Source organism: Actinospica durhamensis, from assembly GCF_018139695.1.
GTDB classification, from domain to species: domain Bacteria; phylum Actinomycetota; class Actinomycetes; order Streptomycetales; family Catenulisporaceae; genus Actinospica; species Actinospica durhamensis.
Genome location: NZ_JAGSOG010000024.1, coordinates 1 through 19,003, shown reverse-complemented (window position 1 = coordinate 19,003; position 19,003 = coordinate 1). Strand labels below are relative to the sequence as shown.

12 protein-coding genes are annotated in these 19,003 nt (G+C 72.8%); 5 read left to right on the top strand and 7 right to left on the bottom strand.

Going from position 1 to position 19,003, the window contains the following annotated elements:
• The first annotated feature begins 53 nt into the window (after positions 1-53).
• From KDL01_RS07910 to KDL01_RS07900, 3 genes are all read left to right on the top strand, one after another.
• A complete protein-coding gene (locus KDL01_RS07910) occupies positions 54-305 on the top strand; it encodes a mycoredoxin (RefSeq protein ID WP_212527707.1) in 252 nt (83 codons plus the stop codon).
• A gap of 124 nt (positions 306-429) precedes the next feature.
• A complete protein-coding gene (locus KDL01_RS07905; protein ID WP_212527706.1) occupies positions 430-1,731 on the top strand; it encodes an MFS transporter in 1,302 nt (433 codons plus the stop codon).
• Between the two features lie 231 nt (positions 1,732-1,962).
• Positions 1,963-3,060: an ABC transporter ATP-binding protein gene (locus KDL01_RS07900; RefSeq protein WP_212527705.1), complete on the top strand. Its 1,098-nt coding sequence runs from the start codon at positions 1,963-1,965 to the stop codon at positions 3,058-3,060.
• Between the two features lie 97 nt (positions 3,061-3,157).
• Here KDL01_RS07900 and nudC read toward each other — a convergent pair whose 3' ends face one another.
• From nudC to KDL01_RS07870, 6 genes are all read right to left on the bottom strand, one after another.
• A complete protein-coding gene (gene nudC / locus KDL01_RS07895) occupies positions 3,158-4,120 on the bottom strand; it encodes an NAD(+) diphosphatase (protein ID WP_212527704.1) in 963 nt (320 codons plus the stop codon).
• 182 nt (positions 4,121-4,302) lie between these two features.
• Positions 4,303-5,715, bottom strand: a complete 1,413-nt coding sequence (locus KDL01_RS07890; protein WP_212527703.1) for a dipeptidase — start codon at positions 5,713-5,715, stop codon at positions 4,303-4,305.
• An 86-nt stretch (positions 5,716-5,801) separates the two neighbouring features.
• Positions 5,802-7,013 carry a pyridoxal phosphate-dependent aminotransferase gene (locus KDL01_RS07885; protein ID WP_212527702.1) on the bottom strand — a complete coding sequence of 404 codons (1,212 nt, stop codon included), beginning with the start codon at positions 7,011-7,013 and terminating at the stop codon, positions 5,802-5,804.
• Positions 7,014-7,139: 126 nt separating this feature from the next.
• Positions 7,140-10,391 (bottom strand): ATP-dependent helicase, encoded by a 3,252-nt coding sequence (locus KDL01_RS07880; RefSeq protein WP_246576117.1) that lies wholly within the window; start codon positions 10,389-10,391, stop codon positions 7,140-7,142.
• Entirely contained in the window at positions 10,388-13,660 is a 3,273-nt protein-coding gene (locus KDL01_RS07875; protein ID WP_212527701.1) for an ATP-dependent helicase, read from the bottom strand. Before KDL01_RS07875 ends, KDL01_RS07880 begins: the two co-directional genes overlap by 4 nt.
• Before the next feature lie 131 nt (positions 13,661-13,791).
• On the bottom strand, positions 13,792-14,115 hold the full coding sequence (locus KDL01_RS07870; protein ID WP_212527700.1) for an MGMT family protein: 324 nt from the start codon (positions 14,113-14,115) through the stop codon (positions 13,792-13,794).
• Positions 14,116-14,290: 175 nt separating this feature from the next.
• Here KDL01_RS07870 and KDL01_RS07865 point away from each other — a divergent pair, with 175 nt between their 5' ends.
• Together KDL01_RS07865 and KDL01_RS07860 are read left to right on the top strand one after the other, a co-directional pair.
• Positions 14,291-16,795 carry a lysylphosphatidylglycerol synthase transmembrane domain-containing protein gene (locus KDL01_RS07865; protein ID WP_212527699.1) on the top strand — a complete coding sequence of 835 codons (2,505 nt, stop codon included), beginning with the start codon at positions 14,291-14,293 and terminating at the stop codon, positions 16,793-16,795.
• A 189-nt stretch (positions 16,796-16,984) separates the two neighbouring features.
• On the top strand, positions 16,985-17,545 hold the full coding sequence (locus tag KDL01_RS07860) for a hypothetical protein (protein ID WP_212527698.1): 561 nt from the start codon (positions 16,985-16,987) through the stop codon (positions 17,543-17,545).
• A 98-nt stretch (positions 17,546-17,643) separates the two neighbouring features.
• On the opposite strand, the gene moeZ is transcribed toward KDL01_RS07860, so the two are convergent.
• On the bottom strand, positions 17,644-18,822 hold the full coding sequence (moeZ, locus tag KDL01_RS07855) for an adenylyltransferase/sulfurtransferase MoeZ (RefSeq protein ID WP_212527697.1): 1,179 nt from the start codon (positions 18,820-18,822) through the stop codon (positions 17,644-17,646).
• Positions 18,823-19,003 lie beyond the last annotated feature (181 nt).

Below are 19,003 nucleotides of genomic sequence, written 5' to 3'. Positions count from 1 at the left end.
CACGCCGTTGTATCCTGCGGCTTTCCCGACCCGGCGAGGAGTGTGTCCCGAAGATGACGGCCCAGATCACCATGTACTCGACCCCTTGGTGCGGCTACTGCAAGCGGCTCAAGAGCCAGCTCAGCCGCGAGGGCATCGAGTTCGCCGAGATCGACATCGAGCAGAAGCCCGAGGCGGCCGACTACGTGATGAGCGTCAACGGTGGCAACCAGACCGTCCCGACGGTCGTGGTGGTCGGCGCGGGCGGCAAGCAGTCGGTCATGACCAACCCGTCGCTGGCGCAGGTCAAGGCCGCCGCGGCCTGAGCACCGGGCGGTCGCCCGGCAAAGTTTCTCGACCTAAAGTCTCTTGATGTCGAGATGAATACCCGGCAGACTTCTGCCCCGGGCATTCATCTCGACATCAAGAGACTTTAGGGGAGGCGGGCGCATGAGCCGCACGCGCGACGGGCTGTGGACGCAACTGCGCAACCCGCCCGGGGGCACGGTCGCGCGGCGCATGCTCACCGCGCAGTTCATCGACCGCACCGGCTCCGGCGTGTGGAACTCGGCCGCGGTGCTCTACTTCACCGTCGAGGCCGGTCTCGACGCCCAGCGCGTCGGGGTGATGCTCGGCCTCGCCGCCGCGGTCGGCGTGTTCGGATCGCCGGTCGCCGGACGGCTGGCCGCGCACATCCCCGCGCGCACGGTGCTGATCGGCGCCCACCTGCTGCGGCTGTGCGCGCTGCTGGTCATCCTCTCCAGCACCTCCTTCGCCGTGCTGCTCCCGGCCGTCGCGGTCACGCTCTTCGGCGACCGGGCCGCGCGGATGCTCGAGATGCTCTTCGCCGCCGAGGTCGCCGGGCCCGACCGGGCCACCTACCAGGGCCTGTTCCGCAGTGTCGCCAACGCCGCGTACGCGCTCGGCGCCGGCATCGCCGCGCTCGCCCTGACCGTCGGCACCCGTGACGCCTATCGCGTGCTGATCCTCCTCGACGCGCTCTCCTTCGTCGCCGCCGCCGTGCAGGTGCGCCGGATCCCCGCCTCGGTCGTGCCCGCGGCCGCCAAGCGCGCGAGCGCCGGCGCCTCAGGGCTCGAAGCCCCGGCCGCCACCTCGCCCTGGCGGGACCGCGGCTATCTCCGATTCGTCTTCCTCGACGTCTTCATGTCCCTCGACGACTCGATCCTCAACGTCGGCCTGCCGCTGTGGCTGCTCACCCGCACGTCCGCGCCGCACGCGCTCGTCCCCGTCTTCCTGATCGTCAACACCGTGCTCGTGGTCGTACTGCAGATGCGCGTCTCGGCCGCCACCCGCGGGCCGCGCGAGGCGACCACCGCGGTCCGGCGCTACGGCGTGGCACTGCTCGCCTGCTGCGGCACGCTCGCGCTGGCACCGTTCTGCGGGCCCTGGCTCAGTTCGCTACTGCTGATCGCGGCGGCGCTGCTGGTGACGCTCGCCGAACTCATGCGCTCGGTCAGCTCCTGGGAACTGGCCGTCTCCCTCGCCCCGAGTTCGGCCCGCGCGGCCTACCTCGGCGTGGCCGGAATGTCGCAGTCCACGCAGAAGAGCCTCGGCCCGCTGGTGCTGACCGGCGCCGTCCTGACCACCGGGCCGGTCGGCTGGCTCGCGCTCGGCACCGTCGTGCTCGGGGCCTGCGGCATGCAGCGTCGCGGATGTCTGCGGCGCCTCGAACACGTCGAACGCGCCGTGCACGTCAGTACCCTGCCGACCCCGGTAGACGTGACGGCCTGACCGCTCGCGGAACTCTCCGTGGACAGGGCAAGACGTAGAGCCGTCCAGTGTGCTTAACTCTGTGCTCACGCCAGGTCGCACCTCAATGTCCGAACCCTTCAGAAGTCGCGGCCTGACACCGGCACCTCGCGCGATGACCCGCGCACGCCTGGAACCACCAGCACCAAAGCACCGCACACGCACCACGCACATCGTCGTACGTACCGCTTGTGGGCAATGGGATGGAAACTCGTGGCCAGTGTCGAATACGTGGAGGCTTCCCACCGTTATCCGGGCAACCGCAAGCCCGCCGTGGACAAGCTGAACCTGTCCGTGGAATCGGGCGAGTTCATGGTGCTGCTCGGAGCCAGCGGCAGCGGTAAGACCACGGCGCTGCGGATGCTCGCCGGGCTCGAGACGGTGGAATCGGGCTCGATACACATCGACGGCAGAGACGTGACCGATCTGGAACCGGGCGAGCGCGACATCGCCATGGTCTTCCAGAGTTACGCGCTCTACCCGCAGATGACCGTGGCCGAGAACCTCGGGTTCCGGCTCACCCTGACCGGCGCCCCGCACTCCGCCGTGGCCCGCCGGGTCCGCCGGATGGCCGCGCAGCTCGACCTCACCCCGACCCTCGAACGCCTCCCGCGCACGCTCTCCGGCGGCGAGCAGCAGCGCGTCGCGATGGGCCGGGCCATGATGCGCGAGCCGCAGGTCTACCTGATGGACGAGCCGCTCGGCGCGCTCGACGCCAAGCTGCGGGCCGAGGTGCGCGGGCAGATCTCGAACCTGCAGCGGCGTCTGGGCACCACGATGCTGTACGTGACGCACGATCAGACCGAGGCCATGACCATGGGCGATCGGATCGCGGTGCTGCGCGACGGCATCCTGCTCCAGTGCGACTCCCCGCGGGTGCTGTATGACAACCCGTCGAACGCCTACGTGGCCGGCTTCGTCGGCTCCCCGCCGATGAACCTGCTCTCGGCCCGGGTCGAGCACGACTGGGCGCTGCTCGGCGACGTGGACGTGGTGGAGCTGCCGATCGGCCGGCGGATGGTCTCCGAGCTGGCCGGACCCGAGGTCACGGTGGGCTTCCGCCCGGACAAGGTCAGGCTGGCCCCGCCCGGCAAGGGCCTGTTCGCGCACGTGGAGCAGGTGGAGAACCTGGGCTACGTCACCTACGCGCACTGCAACGCGGGCCTGGGCGACCGCCGCCGCGACGTGATCGTACGCTGCGAACCCGGCCGGGCCCCGAATCCGGGCACGGCGGTGGGCATCTCGGTGGACCCGAGCGAGATCCACTACTTCGAGCCGACCACCGGCCGCAGGCTCTACGCCACCCGCTGACCCCGCGTCGGCCCCGGATCCCGTCGCGGGGCGCGCCGTCGGACACCCGTGGGCCGGTGTCCGCCGCAGCGCCCCGCGACGAAAATCCGGCGCGTGCTCACTCTCCGGGCGGGGTCACCCAGTCCGCGCCGAACCAGTGCTCGATCAGCGAGCGGGCGATGGAGATCCGGCCCGAGGGCACCACCTCGCCGGCCGCGATGGCCGCGGCGAGCTCGGCGCGGCTGAACCAGCGCACCTCCTGCAGCTCGTCCCCGTCCGCGCGCACCGCCTCCGGGTCGTCGACCACCGCGCGGAAGCCCAGCATCAGGCTGCACGGGAACGGCCAGGGCTGGCTGCCGAGGTACTCGACCTCGGTGACGGTCAGCCCCGCCTCCTCGTGCACCTCGCGGGCGACGGCCGCCTCGAGCGACTCGCCCGGCTCGACGAAGCCGGCCAGCACGGAGAAGCGGTGCGGGTCCCAGGCCGACTGGCGGCCGAGCAGCAGCCGGTCCTCCCGGTCCGTCACCGCCATGATCACCGCGGGGTCGGTGCGCGGGTAGTGCTCGGTGCCGCACTGGGCACAGCGGCGCACGTGGCCGGCCGCGGCCGGCTGGGTGCGGTGGCCGCAGCGCGAGCAGAAGCGGTGACTGCGGTGCCAGTACTCCAGCGCCACGGCGTGGGTGAGCAGGCCGGCGTCGCGATCGGAGAGCAGCAGGCCGACCTCGCGCAGCGAGCCCGGGCGCGCGTCGCCGTCCTGACGGCCCGGCAGAGCCTCGGCGGGCACGGCGAAATAGGCCACGCCGCGCTCGTCCCGGCCGAGGAAGAAGCGCTCGCCCTCCGGCGCGTCCAGCGAGGGCAGCAGCACCAGCCGGGCCAGCGGGCCCTCGTCGCCGGCGGGGTCGAGCTCGTCGACCACCAGTGCCCGGCCCTCGCTCACCACGAGCACCTGCGTGTCCGGGTTCGACCAGGCCGCGGCCAGGGCCGGTTCGTCGAGCCGCAGCTCTGCCTGCCGGTCCACACTGGACCGGGCCAACGCCAGCCGGCCCAACGGCCCGGTCAGCACATCGCGCGGATCCGCCATGCCGCCTCCCCCTGGTCTTGTCATGCGTCCATTGTTCACGTCTCGCCCATCCCGGGCCCGCACCCATCACGATCTTGGGCCCGACGAGACAACTACCGGCGACGCCGGTTTGTTCCCGACACGCCGGATTGTGCCCGGGCCGGGCGGTTCGGATGCGCGGACCGCCCGGCCCGGGTGCGGACTCAGCCCAGGCCGTGCTCGGCCAGGTCGGCCCACAGGTGGGCGGCCGCCTCCGCGCCCTTGAGCAGCAGGTCCATGTCGACCTTCTCGTTCGGCCCGTGCCAGCCGTCGTCCGGCAGCGAGATGCCGAGGAACACCACCGGCGCGCCGAGCACGTCCTGCAGGTCGGCCTCGGGGCCCGAACCGCCCTCGCGGGTGTAGAGGATCTCCCGCGGCGTGGCCGGGTCCTCGGCGAACGCGCGGCCCAGCGCCCGGCTGACCGACTGCAGCGCCGGGTGGTCAAGCGGGGTCAGGCAGGGGCGCACGCCCTCGCCCTCGAAGCGCACCGCCGCGGTGATCCCGGCCGGCACCCGCTCGGCGATCCACATCTCGAAGGCCTTGGCCACCTCGGTCGGCTCCTGCCCGGCCACCAGCCGGAACGAGAGCTTCGCGTGCGCCTCGGAGGGCACGATCGTCTTCCCGCCGGGGCCGGTGTGGCCGCCGTAGATCCCGTTGATCTCGGCGGTCGGCCGGGCCCAGACCCGCTCCAGGGTGGAGTAGCCGGCCTCGCCCACGGCCGCGGTGGACTTGGCGTTGCCGAGCCACTCCTGCTCGTCGAACGGCAGCTTGGCGATCAGCTCGCGGTCGGTCTCCGACAGCTCCACGATGCCGTCGTAGAAGCCCGCGAGGGTCACCTTGCGCTCGGCGTCGTGCAGCTGCGCGAGCACCCGCACCAGCTCGGTGATCGGGTTCGGGATCGCGCCGCCGAACGAGCCGGAGTGCACGTCCCCGTGCGGGCCGGTGAAGTCCACCTCGGCCGCGATCAGGCCCCGCATGCCGGTGCACGAGGTCGGGGTGTCCTTGGCCCACATGCCGGTGTCCGAGACCACGACCACGTCGCAGGCCAGCCGGTCGGCGTGCTCGCGCAGCAGGGCGGCGAAGTGCGGCGAGCCGCTCTCCTCCTCGCCCTCCACGATCAGCTTGAGGTTGACCGCGGGGGCGGTGCGGCCGGTGGCGGCCAGGTGCGCCTTCAGGCCAAGGGTGTGGAAGAAGATCTGGCCCTTGTCGTCCGCGGCGCCGCGCGCGTAGATCCGCCCGTCGCGCTCGGTCGGCTCGAACGGGCCGGTCTGCCACAGTTCGAGCGGGGTGACCGGCTGTACGTCGTGGTGTCCGTAGACGGCCACGGTGGGCGCGTCCGGGTCGCCGGAGGGCCACTCGGCGAAGACGCTGGGCAGCCCGGCGCCGCCGCCGGTCTCCCAGACCTCGACGACGGGGAAGCCGTCGGCGCGAAGCTTCGCGGCCAGCCACTCGGCGCTGGCGCGTACGTCCGCGACCCGGTCGGGGTCGCTGGAGATGGACGGGATGCGCAGCCAATCCTTCAGGTCCTCGAAGAACTCGCCCGCGTTGTCCGTTACATATTCCCGGATCTGAGCCATGGGCCACAGCGTAACGGGTGCGGCCCCGGCCACCGTGCTACCGGGCACGGCGGACGGGGCCGCGGCAGGCGCGCGTTGACGTGCGGCTACTGCCGGTAGGTGGACAGGAACCTGGCCAGGCCCTCTATGGCCGCCTCGAGGTCGTCCACCCGCGGCAGGGTGACGATGCGGAAGTGGTCCGGCTCCGGCCAGTTGAACGCGGTGCCGTGCATGACCAGCGTCTTCTCCGCGTTGAGCAGGTCCATCACGAAGCGCTCGTCGTTCTCGATCCGGTAGACCTTGGGGTCCAGACGCGGGAAGGCGTAGATCGCGCCCATCGGCCGGGTGCACGAGACGCCGGGGATCTCGTTGAGCATGCGCCAGGTCAGCTCGCGCTGCTCGTAGAGGCGGCCGCCGGGCTCGACCAGCTGGTCGATCGACTGGAAGCCGCCGAGCGCGGCCTGGATCGCGTGCTGCACCGGCACGTTCGGGCCCAGGCGCAGGTTGGCCAGCACCTCGAGGCCCTCGAGGAAGTCGCGGGCGTGCTCCTTGGGGCCGCTGATGACCATCCAGCCCATCCGGTAGCCGGCCGAGCGGTAGATCTTGGACAGGCCGTTGAAGGTGATGCAGACCAGGTCCGGGCAGGACAGGGCGGTGGGCCGGTGGGTCGCGGCGTCGTACAGGATCCGGTCGTAGATCTCGTCCGACAGGACCATCAGCTGGTTGCGCCGGGCGATCTCCACCAGCGCGTCGACGACCTCGGGCGAGTAGACCGCGCCGGTCGGGTTGTTCGGGTTGATGATGACGATCGCCTTGGTGCGGTCGCTCACCTTGGCCTCTATGTCGGCCAGGTCCGGCGCCCAGCCGGCCTGCTCGTCACAGCGGTAGTGCACCGGCCGGCCCCCGGCCAGCGCGGTCGCCCCGGTCCACAGCGGGTAGTCCGGCGCGGGCACCAGCACCTCGTCGCCTTGGTCGAGCAGCCCGTTGAGCACCATCGCGATCAGCTCGGAGACGCCGTTGCCGATATAGACGTCCTCGATGTCCACGATCGGCAGGCCGCGGGTCTGGTAGGACTGCGCCACCGCCCGCCGCGCCGAGGGCAGCCCCTTGGAGTCGCCGTACCCGTGCGATCCCGGCAGGTTCCGGATGATGTCGCGGATCAGCTCGTCCGGCGACTCGAAGCCGAACGGGGCCGGGTTGCCGATGTTCAGCTTGAGGATCGAGTGCCCCTGGGCCTCGAGCTCCTTAGCTCGCACAAGCACCGGGCCGCGCAGGTCGTACTGGACCTCGGACAGCTTTCGCGACTGCTTGAACTCCATCGGGCACCCTTCGCTCGTGACGGTGATCTCGTCCGGCTTGTGCGTCGTTTCTACCAGGTATCCGGCTTTTCCCGCAGCGGGATTCCACCGTTGGGGACGGGCGGGCACCCGTGCGTGCTCAGGCGGTCACGGCGCAGCGCGCAGGATCTTCTCCAGCGCCGCGCGGCCGGGCAGCGAGCGGGGGCGGGCCACCTCGCCGGTGCGCACGTAGAGGAACGCGGCGCTGACCCGCTCGATCGGGACGCCGGCCAGCTCGGCCCAGGCCAGGCGGTAGATCGCGAGCTGGAGCGGGTCGGCGCCGTGGCCGTGGCCGGTCTTCCAGTCGACCACCTCGTAGTCGAGCGGGTGCTTGGTGCGGCGGCGGCCGAAGGGGCGCTCGGGGTCGAGCCGGTAGACGGCGTCGATCCGGCCGCGCACGATCCGGCCGCCGAGCACGAGCTGGAACGGGGCCTCGACCCGAAGCGGCGGGCGCTCGGCGTACTCGGTGCGCAGGAACGACGCCTTGAGCTCGTCGAGGTCCTCGCCGAACGCCGGGTCCGGTCGCACGTCCTCGTCGCCGAACAGGTCGAGCTCGGCCTCGTCGAACAGGGAGAGCTGGCCGAAGCGGTCCTCCACCCAGGCGTGGAACTCGGTGCCGCGGCGGGCCTGGGGCACCGGCGGGCGGGGCATGGGGCGAAACAGCCGCTCGGCGAACGCGTCGCGGTCCCTGACGTACTCGAGCAGCCGGGTGGCGGAAAGGGACGCGGGCATCCGCACCTCCCGGCGCACCTCCTGGGCCCGGCGCAGTTCCTCGAGCAGTGCGTCGAGGTCGGTGTCCCAGCCCTCGACGACGCGCCGCTGGCGCGGGTCCTCGATCGGCTCGTCCGCGGGCCGGGCCTGCTCCGGCAGCCGCATCAGGCCCCTGACGGCGGCCGCGGCGCCGAGCCGGGCGGCGCGGGCGGCCGAATCGGGCGGGGCCGGCCACTCGGCCTCGGCCTGGGCCTCGCGCAGCGGATTGGCCGCGCCCTCCTCGGGTGGCGCGGCCCAGGTCTCGACCCGGCCGAACTCGATGTCGGCCAGCAGGCGTTCGCGCAGCTCGGCGAGGGTCTCGTTGGCCTCGCGCGGCTTGCGCTGGGTCTTGCCCCAGCCGTGGCCGGAGACCAGCAGCAGCGACTTGGCCCGGGTGAGCGCGACGTACTCGACCCGCTGGTCCTCGTAGCCGGCGTGCTCGCGCATGAGCAGGTCGAAGCGCTTGGCCGCGGCGGTGTTCGGCTCGGGGCCGAGCTCCGGCAGCCAGTCGCCGTCGCCGCGCAGCTCGTGCGGGAGCTTGCCGGCGTTGGCCGTGTACTTGTCGGTGCGCACCGGGGCGGCGTTCTGGTGCGGGAGCGCGACCACCTCCCACTCCAGGCCCTTGGCCTTGTGCATCGTCAGGATCTTGACGGTCTTCTGCTCGGCCGGGGGCAGGTCCACGTCCAGGCCGCGCTCGTGCGCCGCGGCCGCCTTGAGGAACGCGCGGAAGGCGGTGACCGAGGACTCGCCCTCCAGGTCGGTGAATCCGCCGGCCACGGCCAGGAACGCGCCCACGGTCTCGGCGCAGCGCTGGCGGTAAGCCGCCGAGCTGGCCGCGATCTCCACCTCGAGCCCGGTCTCCTGCAGGATCCGGTGCAGCACGTCGACCACCGGCTCGGCCAGCGAGCGTCGCAGCCTCCTGATCTCGACGGCGCAGCGTTCGAACCTGGCCAGCGCGGCCTGGCTGAACGGCAGCTGCCCGCCCGGGTCGGCCAGCGCGTCGGCGAGCGAGACCACGTCGGTCGGATCGGCGCCGAGCACCGCCTCGTCCAGCCCGGCCCGGCGCTCCTCGCCGGGATCGCGCACCAGGTCGCGGGCCCGGCGGCCGAGCAGGGCCAGGTCGCGCGGGCCGATGCGCCAGCGCGGGCCGGTCAGCAGCCGCACCAGCGACGCGTTGGCGGTCGGGTCGTCGAGCACGTCGAGCACGGCGACCAGGTCGGCGATCTCCGGCAGGTGCAGCAGTCCGGAGAGCCCCACCACCTCGACCGGTACGCCGCGCCCGTGCAGCTCGGCGTAGATGTCCGGGATCTGGTTCCCGGCCCGCACCAGCACCGCGATCGCGGACCAGTCCCCGCGCACCTGGTCGTACAGGCCCTGGATCCGCTCGCCGAGCCAGGCCAGCTCCTCCGGCTGGGTCTCCAGGAACGCCGCCTCCGCGCGGCCGCGGCCCTGTTTGTCCGCGCTGGCCCGCAGCTCCCGTACGGCGGAGTGCAGTTCGCGCAGGCCGCCGGAGCGCTCGTTGGCGAAGGCGAGCAGGCGGCTGCCGCTGCGCCGGTTCTCGGACAGCGCGTACTGCGCGGCCGGGGCCCCGCTGCGGCGCGGGAAGTGCTCGGGGAACAGGTCGATGTTGGAGGGAGAGGCACCGCGCCAGCCGTAGATGGACTGGCACGGGTCGCCCACCGCGGTGACCGCGTGGCCGCCGCCGAACAGCCCGGCCAGCATCCGCCGCTGTGCCACCGACGTGTCCTGATACTCGTCGAGCAGCACCACCCGGTACTTCTCCCGCTCGATCTGCCCGACCTGCGGCACCTGCTCGGCCAGCCGGGTGCCCAGCGCCATCTGGTCGCCGAAGTCGACGAAGTCCCCGTGCCGTTTGAGCGCGCGGTAGTCCTCCACCAGGCCGAGCAGCTCGGCCCGCTCCAGCGCGACCCGGGCGATGCGCCAGTAGTCGGCGTACCCGCGCGGCGCCCGGCCGCCCTCGCGCAGGCCCTCGGACTCGGCCCGGGCCGTGAACGCGGCGGTCCATCCGCGCAGCCGGTCCGGCTCGACCACGTGCTCGGCCAGCTCCGCGTCGAGGTCGATCACCTTCCGGGCCAGATTGGCCACCGAGCCGCGCAGGAAGTCGAACGGACCCTCGGCATGGCGCACCGCGCGCGCGGCCAGGGTGTAGCGGTTGGCGTCGGCGAGCAGCCGGGCCGAGGGTTCCAGGCCGAGGCGCAGGCCGTGCTCCTTGATCAGGGCGTCGGCGTACGCGTGGTACGTGGCGATCACCGGCTCGCCCTCGTCCTCGGCGTCGTCGGACGGGTACGCCTCGGGATCGAACGGCCCCGCGTCTCCACTGAGCCGGGCCAGGCCCGCGGCCACGCGCTCGCGCAGCTCCCCGGCCGCCTTGTTGGTGAAGGTCAGGCCAAGCACCTCGGCCGGGCCGACCGCGCCGGTGCCCACCAGCCAGACCACCCGCGCGGCCATCACGGCGGTCTTGCCGGAACCCGCGCCGGCCACGATCACCCCGGGGTCGAGCGGCGCGGTGATCGCCTCGATCTGTTCCTCGGTGTACGGGATGCCGAGCAGGTCGCGCAGGTCGTCCGGCCGGTGCAGCGCCGGGCTCAAAGCGGCAACTCCCGGCCCTCGGGCTGGCGCGGGCAGGCGCGGCGCAGGGAGCAGTGCAGGCAGGACTTCTGCTGGTCGCCGCCCGCGTGGAAGCGCTCGGTCAGCACCGTCCCGGCCACCTCGGCCAGCAGCTTCGGCGCCCAGCCCGGGTCCTGCTGCTCGGCCAGCGCCTGCTGACGGCGCACGACCGGGGCGTCCCCGGCGCTCTCCTCGCGCGGATAGACCAGCTCGGCCCCGGCGACCTCGCCCATCCCGGCCGCCTCTGCGGCCATCTGATACACCGCCAGCTGAGCGCTGTGCTCGGCCTCGCCCGGGGTCTTGGCGCTGCGGCCGGTCTTGAAGTCGACCAGGTGCACCCGCCCGTCGGCGTCCGCCTCGATCCGGTCGATGAACCCGTGCAGCCGCACGTCCGCGCCGCCGACCCGGATCGTGGTGTCGAAGCCCTGCTCGGCCGAGACCGGCTTGCGCCCGTCCTGGCGGCCCTCGTGCCAGACCAGGAAGCGCTCGATGGCGCGGCGCGCGGCCCGGCGCTCCTGCTCGGACTGCCAGCGGGCCTCGAAAGGCAGCCGGTCCCAGACCCGGTCCAGCCGGTCCATCAACACGTCCACGTCCGCCGGGGCGGTGCCGGTGGCGACCTCCTCGGCCAGCGCGTGGAAGACCAGGCCGAAGCCCTGCGCCTGGGTGGAGGCCTCCTGCGCGGAGGCCTGCCGCTCCAGGAACCAGCGCAGCGGGCAGGCCTCGAGCGCCTCGACCGCGCTGGCCGAGAGCGGGACCGGCAGGTCGGGGCGCACCACCGGGGTGGGGTTGTCGGTGCGCGCGTAGAGCCCCCACCAGCGGCCGGGGTCGGCGGCGGGCGCGAGCGGGGCGCCGTCCGCGTTCTCGGCCGCGGCCAGCCTGGCCAGCCGCAGCACGGCGGCCTGGCGCAGCTCCTCGCTGATCGTGCCGGGCGGCGCGGTGGCGGCCCGGCGCAGTTCGGCCAGCAGCGCGGAGAGGTTCAGCGGCCGGTGGCGCACCACGCCGCCGGCCTCCACCGCCTCGGGGCCGACGAGCTCGCGCAGGAACCGGGACGGGGTCTCGCCCTCCTCGCCCTCGCCCTGCACCGCGGTGACCACGAGCCGTTCCCTGGCGCGGGTGACCGCGACGTAGAACAGCCGGCGCTCCTCGGCCAGCAACGCCGCGGTGGTCAGCGGCTCGGTCAGCCCGTCCGGGCCGATCCGGTCGGCGTCGAGCAGCGAGCCGCGGCGGCGCAGGTCCGGCCACAGGCCCTCCTGCACGCCGGCCACCACGACCAGCCGCCACTGCAGGCCCTTGGCCGCGTGAGCCGTCATCAGATGCACCGCGCCGCCGCGCTCGGCCCGCTCGGCCAGCGTGTCGGCCGCTATGTCCTGCGCCTGCAGACCGCTGATGAAGTCGGTGATGCCGGCGTGCCCGGTGCGCTCCTGGGCCCGGGCCGCCTGCGCGAACAGCGCCATCACCGCGTCGAGGTCCCGGTCGGCCAGCCGTCCGCCCGCGCCGCCGCGGTCCACCGCCCGGCGCAGCCGGCCGGGCCAGCGCGAGGGCGCCGCCTCGGTGCCGTGCCACAGGATCCACAGCGCGTCCTCGACCACCCCGCCGCGGGCCAGCACGTCCGCGGCGGCCCGCAGCAGCAGGGCCAGGTCGCGCGCCGCGCCGCCCACCGCCGGGTCGAGCGCGGCCAGCACGGCCGGATCGGCGACGGCCTCGCGGATCAGCTGCTCGGCCGGGCGCGGCAGGGCGGCCGCGGTCCCGTCCTCGCGCACCGCGGCCGCGGCCTCCTCGGCCCGCAGCACCCGGCCGAGCCGGCGCAGGTCGCCGCTGTCGAGCCCGGCCAGCGGTCCGGTCAGCAGGGCGCGGGCGTGCTCGGGGGTGAGCGCGGCCGGCTCGGCGGCGCAGCGCAGCGCGAGCAGCAGCGTCGCCACCGCGGGCTCCCGGGCCAGCGGGACGTCCCCGGCGTGCGTCTGCACCGGCACGTTCCCGATCGCCAGCGCCCGGCGCAGCCCGATCAGCTGGGCGCCGGTGCGGGCGAGCACGGCCATCTCCTCCCAGGCCACGCCGTCCTCGAGGTGGGCGCGGCGGAGCAGGTCGGCGACGGCGGACTGCTCGAGCGACGCGGCCGGATACGTGATCGCGCGCACCTCGCCGCGCTCGGGTGCCTCGGGCGCCGCGCGCAGCTCCCGGTGCGCGCGCACGGACTCGGCGGGCAGCCGGCCGATCGTCATCCGGCGGGTGAGCCGGCGGGACGCGGCCAGCAGCGTCGGCCCGGCCCGGCGGCTGGTGTCGAGCACGACGATGCCGGCCGGCCGGCCCGCACGGGTGCGGAAGGTGTCGGGGAACTCCAGGATGCCGCCGAGGTCCGCACCGCGGAATCCGTAGACGGACTGGTCCGGATCCCCCACCACGACCAGCTCGCCGCCCCCGCCGGCGAGCGCCCGCAGCAGCCTGACCTGCGCCGGATCGGTGTCCTGGTATTCGTCCACGAAGACCACGCGGTAGGCCGAACGCAGCTCTTCGCGCACCGGCTCGCTCTCGGCCAGCAGTACCGCGCGATGCACCAGTTCGGCGTAGTCCAGCACGCCGCGGGCGTCGGCCACGTCCAGATACTCGCGGTAGAAGCGGGCCGCGGCCCGCCAGTCGTCCCGGTCCGCGTGCTCGGCGAACGCGCGCAGCCGGTCCGGGCCCACGCCCTGTTCACGGGCCCGCAGCAGCACCGCGCGCAACTCCTCGGCGAAGCCGCGGGTGCCCAGCGCCGCGCGCAGCGAGGCCGGCCAGCGGGCGGAGTCGGCCGCGGCGCGCGGGCCGTCCCAGCCCACCGCCGCGTCCACGGTGCCGCGCACCAGCTCGCGGATCACCACGTCCTGCTCGGGACCGGACAACAGCCGCAGCGGCTCGGCCTGCAGCGCCGGATCGCGGTACCGGCCGAGCAGGGCGAAGCAGAAGGAGTGGAACGTGGTCGCGCCGGGCACGCCCGTGGTCTCGCCGAGCCGGCCCGCTATCCGGTCGCGCAGCTCGGCGGCCGCGGCCCGGCTGAAGGTGAGCACCAGGATCTGCTCGGGGCGCACCGCCCGCGGCCCGGACAGCCGCGCGAGCACCGCCTCCACCAGCGTGGTGGTCTTGCCGGTGCCCGGGCCGGCCAGCACCAGCAGCGGCCCGCCCCGGTGCTCGACCACCCGCCGCTGCGCCGGGTCGAGCAGCGGCGCCCGCCCGGACGCGCTCGGCGGCGCGACCAGGGTGTAGGCGGCGGTCTGCGGCAACGGGGGTCCTCGGGGCGGTCACGGGCGACGGGTCAGGTCACCATGACAGCACACGCCACCGACAGGCGCGCAATTTTCCGCGACTTGCACCGTTACCTTGGTTTGAGAGATCGAATGTCCGATATCTGAGCTTATGCCGACCCGTCCCAGCGGCACCGGGGGAGTCGAACCCGCTCCCCGACAAGGTCGAAGGGGGTACCCTCGGCGAGGTAGTGCGCTGCGGCCTCGCCCCGGAGGTTCTCGGGCAAGCGTCCTGAGGCGTTGACCACGCGCCACCACGGCACCGTCGAGCCGTACCCGGACATGGCCGCGCCCACCTGGCGCGCGGTGCCCTGTTCGAGGAACTCGGCGATGTCGCCGTACGTCATGACCTTGGCGGGCGGGATGCGCCGGACCAGGGCGAGCACGCGCTCGACGTACGGCGCGACGTGCGGCCGGGAGGTGGAACCGGTCATGGTTTTCAACCTCTGGGTGGATGAAGGGGCGGACAGGGGCGGGCACGATGGAGCCCGGAGCGCGGTAATCCCCGGGTGTACCCCGGGCTGCACAGTAGCGAGCGTGTAGGCGACTATGGAGCGACGGCGCGCGGCCGCCGTCATGGTAAAACCCGAAAAGGACACAGTGGACGTCATGGACACCGAGGAGCGGGACGCGGCTTCGGCTGCGGCCTCGGCCGTCACGGACTCCGCCCCAGGCCCACGGCCGGGGGGAGGGTCGCACAAGACGGGCGGCGACGCGGTGACGGTGGACGAACCACCGGAGCCGCGCCGGATACGGCGGCAGCCCGACCTGATGCGGCTGCTGTTCGAGGGCCTGCTCATGGTCGTGATGCTGTTCCTGGGCAAGGTCGGGGTGCAGACCACCTCCGGCCTCGAGTCCGACATCCACAACGGGGTGCAGCTCGCGCCGCCGTTCCTGCTCGGCGGCATCACGGTCATCACCAACATCACCACCGCGGTGATCCCGGTCGGCCTCGCGGTCGAGCGGCTCGCCCGGCGCGACAGCCGGCGGGTGGCCGACGCGGTGATCGCGGCCGCGCTCGCCTACGGCGTGACCTTCCTGCTCAACGTGTGGATCCGCTCCTCGTACGCGCCGAACTGGCTGCTGACCGAGCTCACCCGGCACGTGAACTCCGGCACCACCTCGCCGCTGCACATCTATCTCGCCACCCTGATCGCGTTCCTGACCGTCCTGGGCTTCAACGACCGCCCGACCCTGCGCACCTTCACCTGGGTGTGCATCTGGATCTACGCCGTCGCCACCCTGATGAGCGGGGACAGCGCGCTGGTCGGGCTGATCGTGACCTTCCTGCTCGGCCGGGCCGTGGCCTTCGCCTGGCGCTACGCCTGGGGCGTGGTCAACGAGCGGCCCACCGGCCAGGTCGTGGTGCGGGCGCTGCGCGAGACCGGGGCGGTGCCGGTGGCCTGCCGCTGGCAGGGCGAGCACGACGACGTACGGCGCTACGAGGTGCGCTGCAAGGACGGCACCTTCCTGGACGTGACCGTGCTGGACCGGGACCGGCAGGCGGTGGGCCTGCTCTACCGGATCTACCGGCGCATCCGGCTGCGCGGCCCGGCACAGCGGCGCAATCTGTACTCGCTGCGGCGCACCGTGGACCAGGAGGCGCTGATCTCCTACGCGCTGCGCGACGCGGGCATCAACACCCCGCGGCTGGTGGCGGTGCGCGAACTGAACGCGGACGCGGCGCTGCTGGCGTACGAGCGGGTGCAGGCCTGCCCGCTGGACCAGCTGCCCAAGGAGAAGGTGACCGACGCGCTGCTGGTCCGGGTCTGGGAGACGGTGGCCGCGCTCGGCCGGGCCCAGATGGCGCACCGCCGCCTGGCCCTGGACTCGATCCAGGTGGACCAGCACGGCCAGATCTGGCTGACCGAGCTGCGCAACGGCGAGATCGCCGCGGCGGACCTGCAGCAGCTGCTCGACATCACCGACACCATGACCGCGCTCGCGCTCAAGGCGGGCCCGGAGCGCACGGTCGCGACCGGGGCGCAGGTGCTCGGGGACGAGCGGATCGGCTCGGCGCTGCCAATGCTCCAGCCGGTCGTGCTCACCCGCTCCACCCGCAACGCCATGCGCAAGTCCAAGCACCTGCTCCAGCGGCTGCGCGAACAGATCCTGGAGCGGCGCCCGCACGCGGAGAACCTGGAGCCGGTCAAGCTCGAGCGGCTGAGCCCGCGGACGCTGTTCACGGTGGCGGCCGGCTGCTTCGCCGTCTACGTGCTGCTCTTCCAGCTCTCCTCGGCCAGCTCGCAGAGCGGCAAGAACCTGTGGCAGCTGTTCAGCGAGGCCTCACCCTGGTGGCTGCTGGTGGCGGTGCTCGCCTCGGCGCTGACGTACGTGGCCGCCGCGATGGTGCTGACCGGCTTCATCCCGGAGAAGCTGCCGGTGGTGCACAACCTGCTGGTGCAGGTGGCCGCCGGCTTCGTCTCCCTGGTCGCCCCGGCCGCGGTGGGCGGGGTGGCGCTCAACACCCGCTACATGCAGAAGCGCGGCATCCCGACCGGCGCGGCGGTCAGCGCGGTCGGCGCGTCCCAGGCCGTGGCCTTCGTCATCCACATCGCGCTGATCGCGATCTTCAGCTTCATCGCGGGCCAGAACGTGGGCAAGTCCGACTCCTCCACGCTGGTCATCGCGATCCTGCTGGCCATCGCGATCCTGATCATGGTGACGATGGCGGTCCCGGCGCTGCGCCACTTCGCCAGGCGCCGGCTCGCCCCGTTCTTCGAGGGCTCGCTCCCGCGGCTGCTCGACGTGGCACAGAACCCGCGCAAGCTGACCATCGCGCTCGGCGGCACGGTGGCGCTCTCGCTGTTCAACGCGCTGTGCCTGTGGGCCTCGGTGCACGCGATGACGCCCGCGTCCAAGTCCCCGCACGAGATCAGCTACGCCACCGCGGCGGTGGTGTTCCTGACCGCGCAGACCGCGGGCTCCTTCATCCCGGTGCCCTCGGGCGTGGGCACGGTGGAGATCGCGATGACCGGCGCGCTGCGGCTGGTGGGCGTGGACAACGAGACCGCGGTGACCTCGGTGCTGGTCTACCGGATGCTGCGCACCTATCTGCCCTGCATCCCCGGCTACCTTACTTTCACCCACCTGCAACGCAAGGGTCTACTTTAGCCGTCCTCAGCGCTCTGAGCTGGGTGGACGGTGGGCGCCGGGGCGTGCGCCCGGCTCGAAACCCGGCTCATTCGGACGGTGGGACAGACGGCTTTACGCCATTGGCTTGACCCGTTCCGGCGGTTGCCTAGCGTGACTGGGGCAAGGCGAATTCGACCCACGAATCCGACCTAGGGGAGAACCGGAATCATGCGTATCCTCCGTGTGTGCTGCGCGGCTGTCGCCGCGGCGGCCCTGTCCATGGGCGCGGCCTCGGCCGCGTCCGCCGCCACCGCCCCCGCGGCCACCGCCGCCTCGGCGGCGCACGCCGTCTCCGCGCCCGTCCACGCGCACCCCGCCGAGGGCACGGCCGCGACCACCACCACGACCGTGCTCGACCTGACCAAGGCCTCCGGGTCCTGGTCGCGCACCTACACCGTCGGCACCGACGCCGCCACCGGCGCGGCGGTGATCCACCCGGACACCGGCACCGGCTGCCACAGCTGGGACCTGGGCCTGTTCGACGTCTGCATCGAGGTGTTCGGCAGCGGCCTGAACGTCACCGAGGTGCAGGGCTGGGCCGACACCCTCGACGCCGGCTGGGTCATCGTGTACGACACCGACGACACCCTCAATGGCCTGATCCCCGCCGCGATCGACTTCGTGGACTACAAGTTCGGCTCCGGCGGGCGCAACTTCCCCAACGACGACAGCATGTGCGCGCACTCCGACTACGCCGGGCAGACCGCCTGTCTGCTGATCCACACGTAACGGGTCCGCGGGCAACGGCTCCGCGCATGCGGAAAGGCCCGCGGCACGACGGGAGGGTCGTGCCGCGGGCCTTGACGCACCGCGGGGTACGCGCGGGATCAGTAGATCGGCTTGCTCGGCTCGATCTGGTTGACCCAGGAGACGATGCCGCCGCCGAGGTGCACGGCGTCGGTGAACCCGGCCGCCTTGACCAGCGCGAGCACCTCGGCCGAGCGCACGCCCGACTTGCAGTGCAGCACGATCTTCTTGTCCTGCGGCAGCTTGGTGAGCGCGTCGCCCATCAGGAACTCGTTCTTCGGGATGAGCGTGGCCTGCTCGATGTTGACGATCTCGTACTCGGCCGGCTCGCGCACGTCGATGATCTCGAGGGTCTGGCCCTCGTCGATCCACGCCTTGAGCGTGCGCGGGGTGATGGTCGAGTCCTTGACCGCCTCCTGCGCCTCCTCGGAGACCGCGCCGCAGAACGCCTCGTAGTCGATCAGCTCGGTGACCGTCGGGTTCTTGCCGCACACCGCGCACTCCGGGTCCTTGCGGACCTTGACCGTGCGGTAGCTCATCTCCAGGGCGTCGTAGATCATCAGCCGGCCGACCAGCGACTCGCCGACCCCGGTGAGCACCTTGATCGCCTCGGTGACCTGGATCGAGCCGATGGAGGCGCACAGCACGCCGAGGACGCCGCCCTCGGCGCAGGACGGGACCATGCCGGGGGGCGGAGGCTCCGGGTAGAGGCAGCGGTAGCAGGGCCCGTACTCGGACCAGAACACCGAGGCCTGGCCGTCGAAGCGGTAGATCGAACCCCACACGTACGGCTTGTTCAGCAGCACGCAGGCGTCGTTGACCAGGTAGCGGGTGGCGAAGTTGTCGGTGCCGTCCACGATCAGGTCGTACTGCGCGAACAGCTCCATCACGTTGGAGGAGTCGAGCCGCTCCTCGTGCAGCACGACGTTCACCAGCGGGTTGATCTCGCGCACGGAGTCGCGGGCGGACTCGGCCTTGGACCGGCCCACGTCCGACTGGCCGTGGATGATCTGACGCTGCAGGTTGGACTCGTCGACGGTGTCGAACTCGACGATGCCGAGCGTGCCGACCCCGGCCGCGGCCAGGTACATCAGCGCCGGGGAGCCGAGACCGCCGGCGCCCACGCACAGCACCTTCGCGTTCTTCAGGCGCTTCTGCCCGTCCATCGCGACGTCGGGGATGATCAGGTGGCGCGAATAGCGGCGGACTTCTTCGACGGAGAGCCCATCGGCCGGTTCAACCAGCGGCGGTAGCTTCACGGGCGGTGCGGACACAGCCGGACGTCCCCTCACTCGGTACTTCGGACAGGTATTCGGTGTATTGCGGCAACCATGCCACGGCGGGTGCTATTCCCGCGCCCGATTCCAGGTGCTGGAAGGCGGGCCCGTCCTGCCCGCGGGGGGCCGGCGGGCTCCGCGCGCGCCGGGCTCGGGCCGGGGG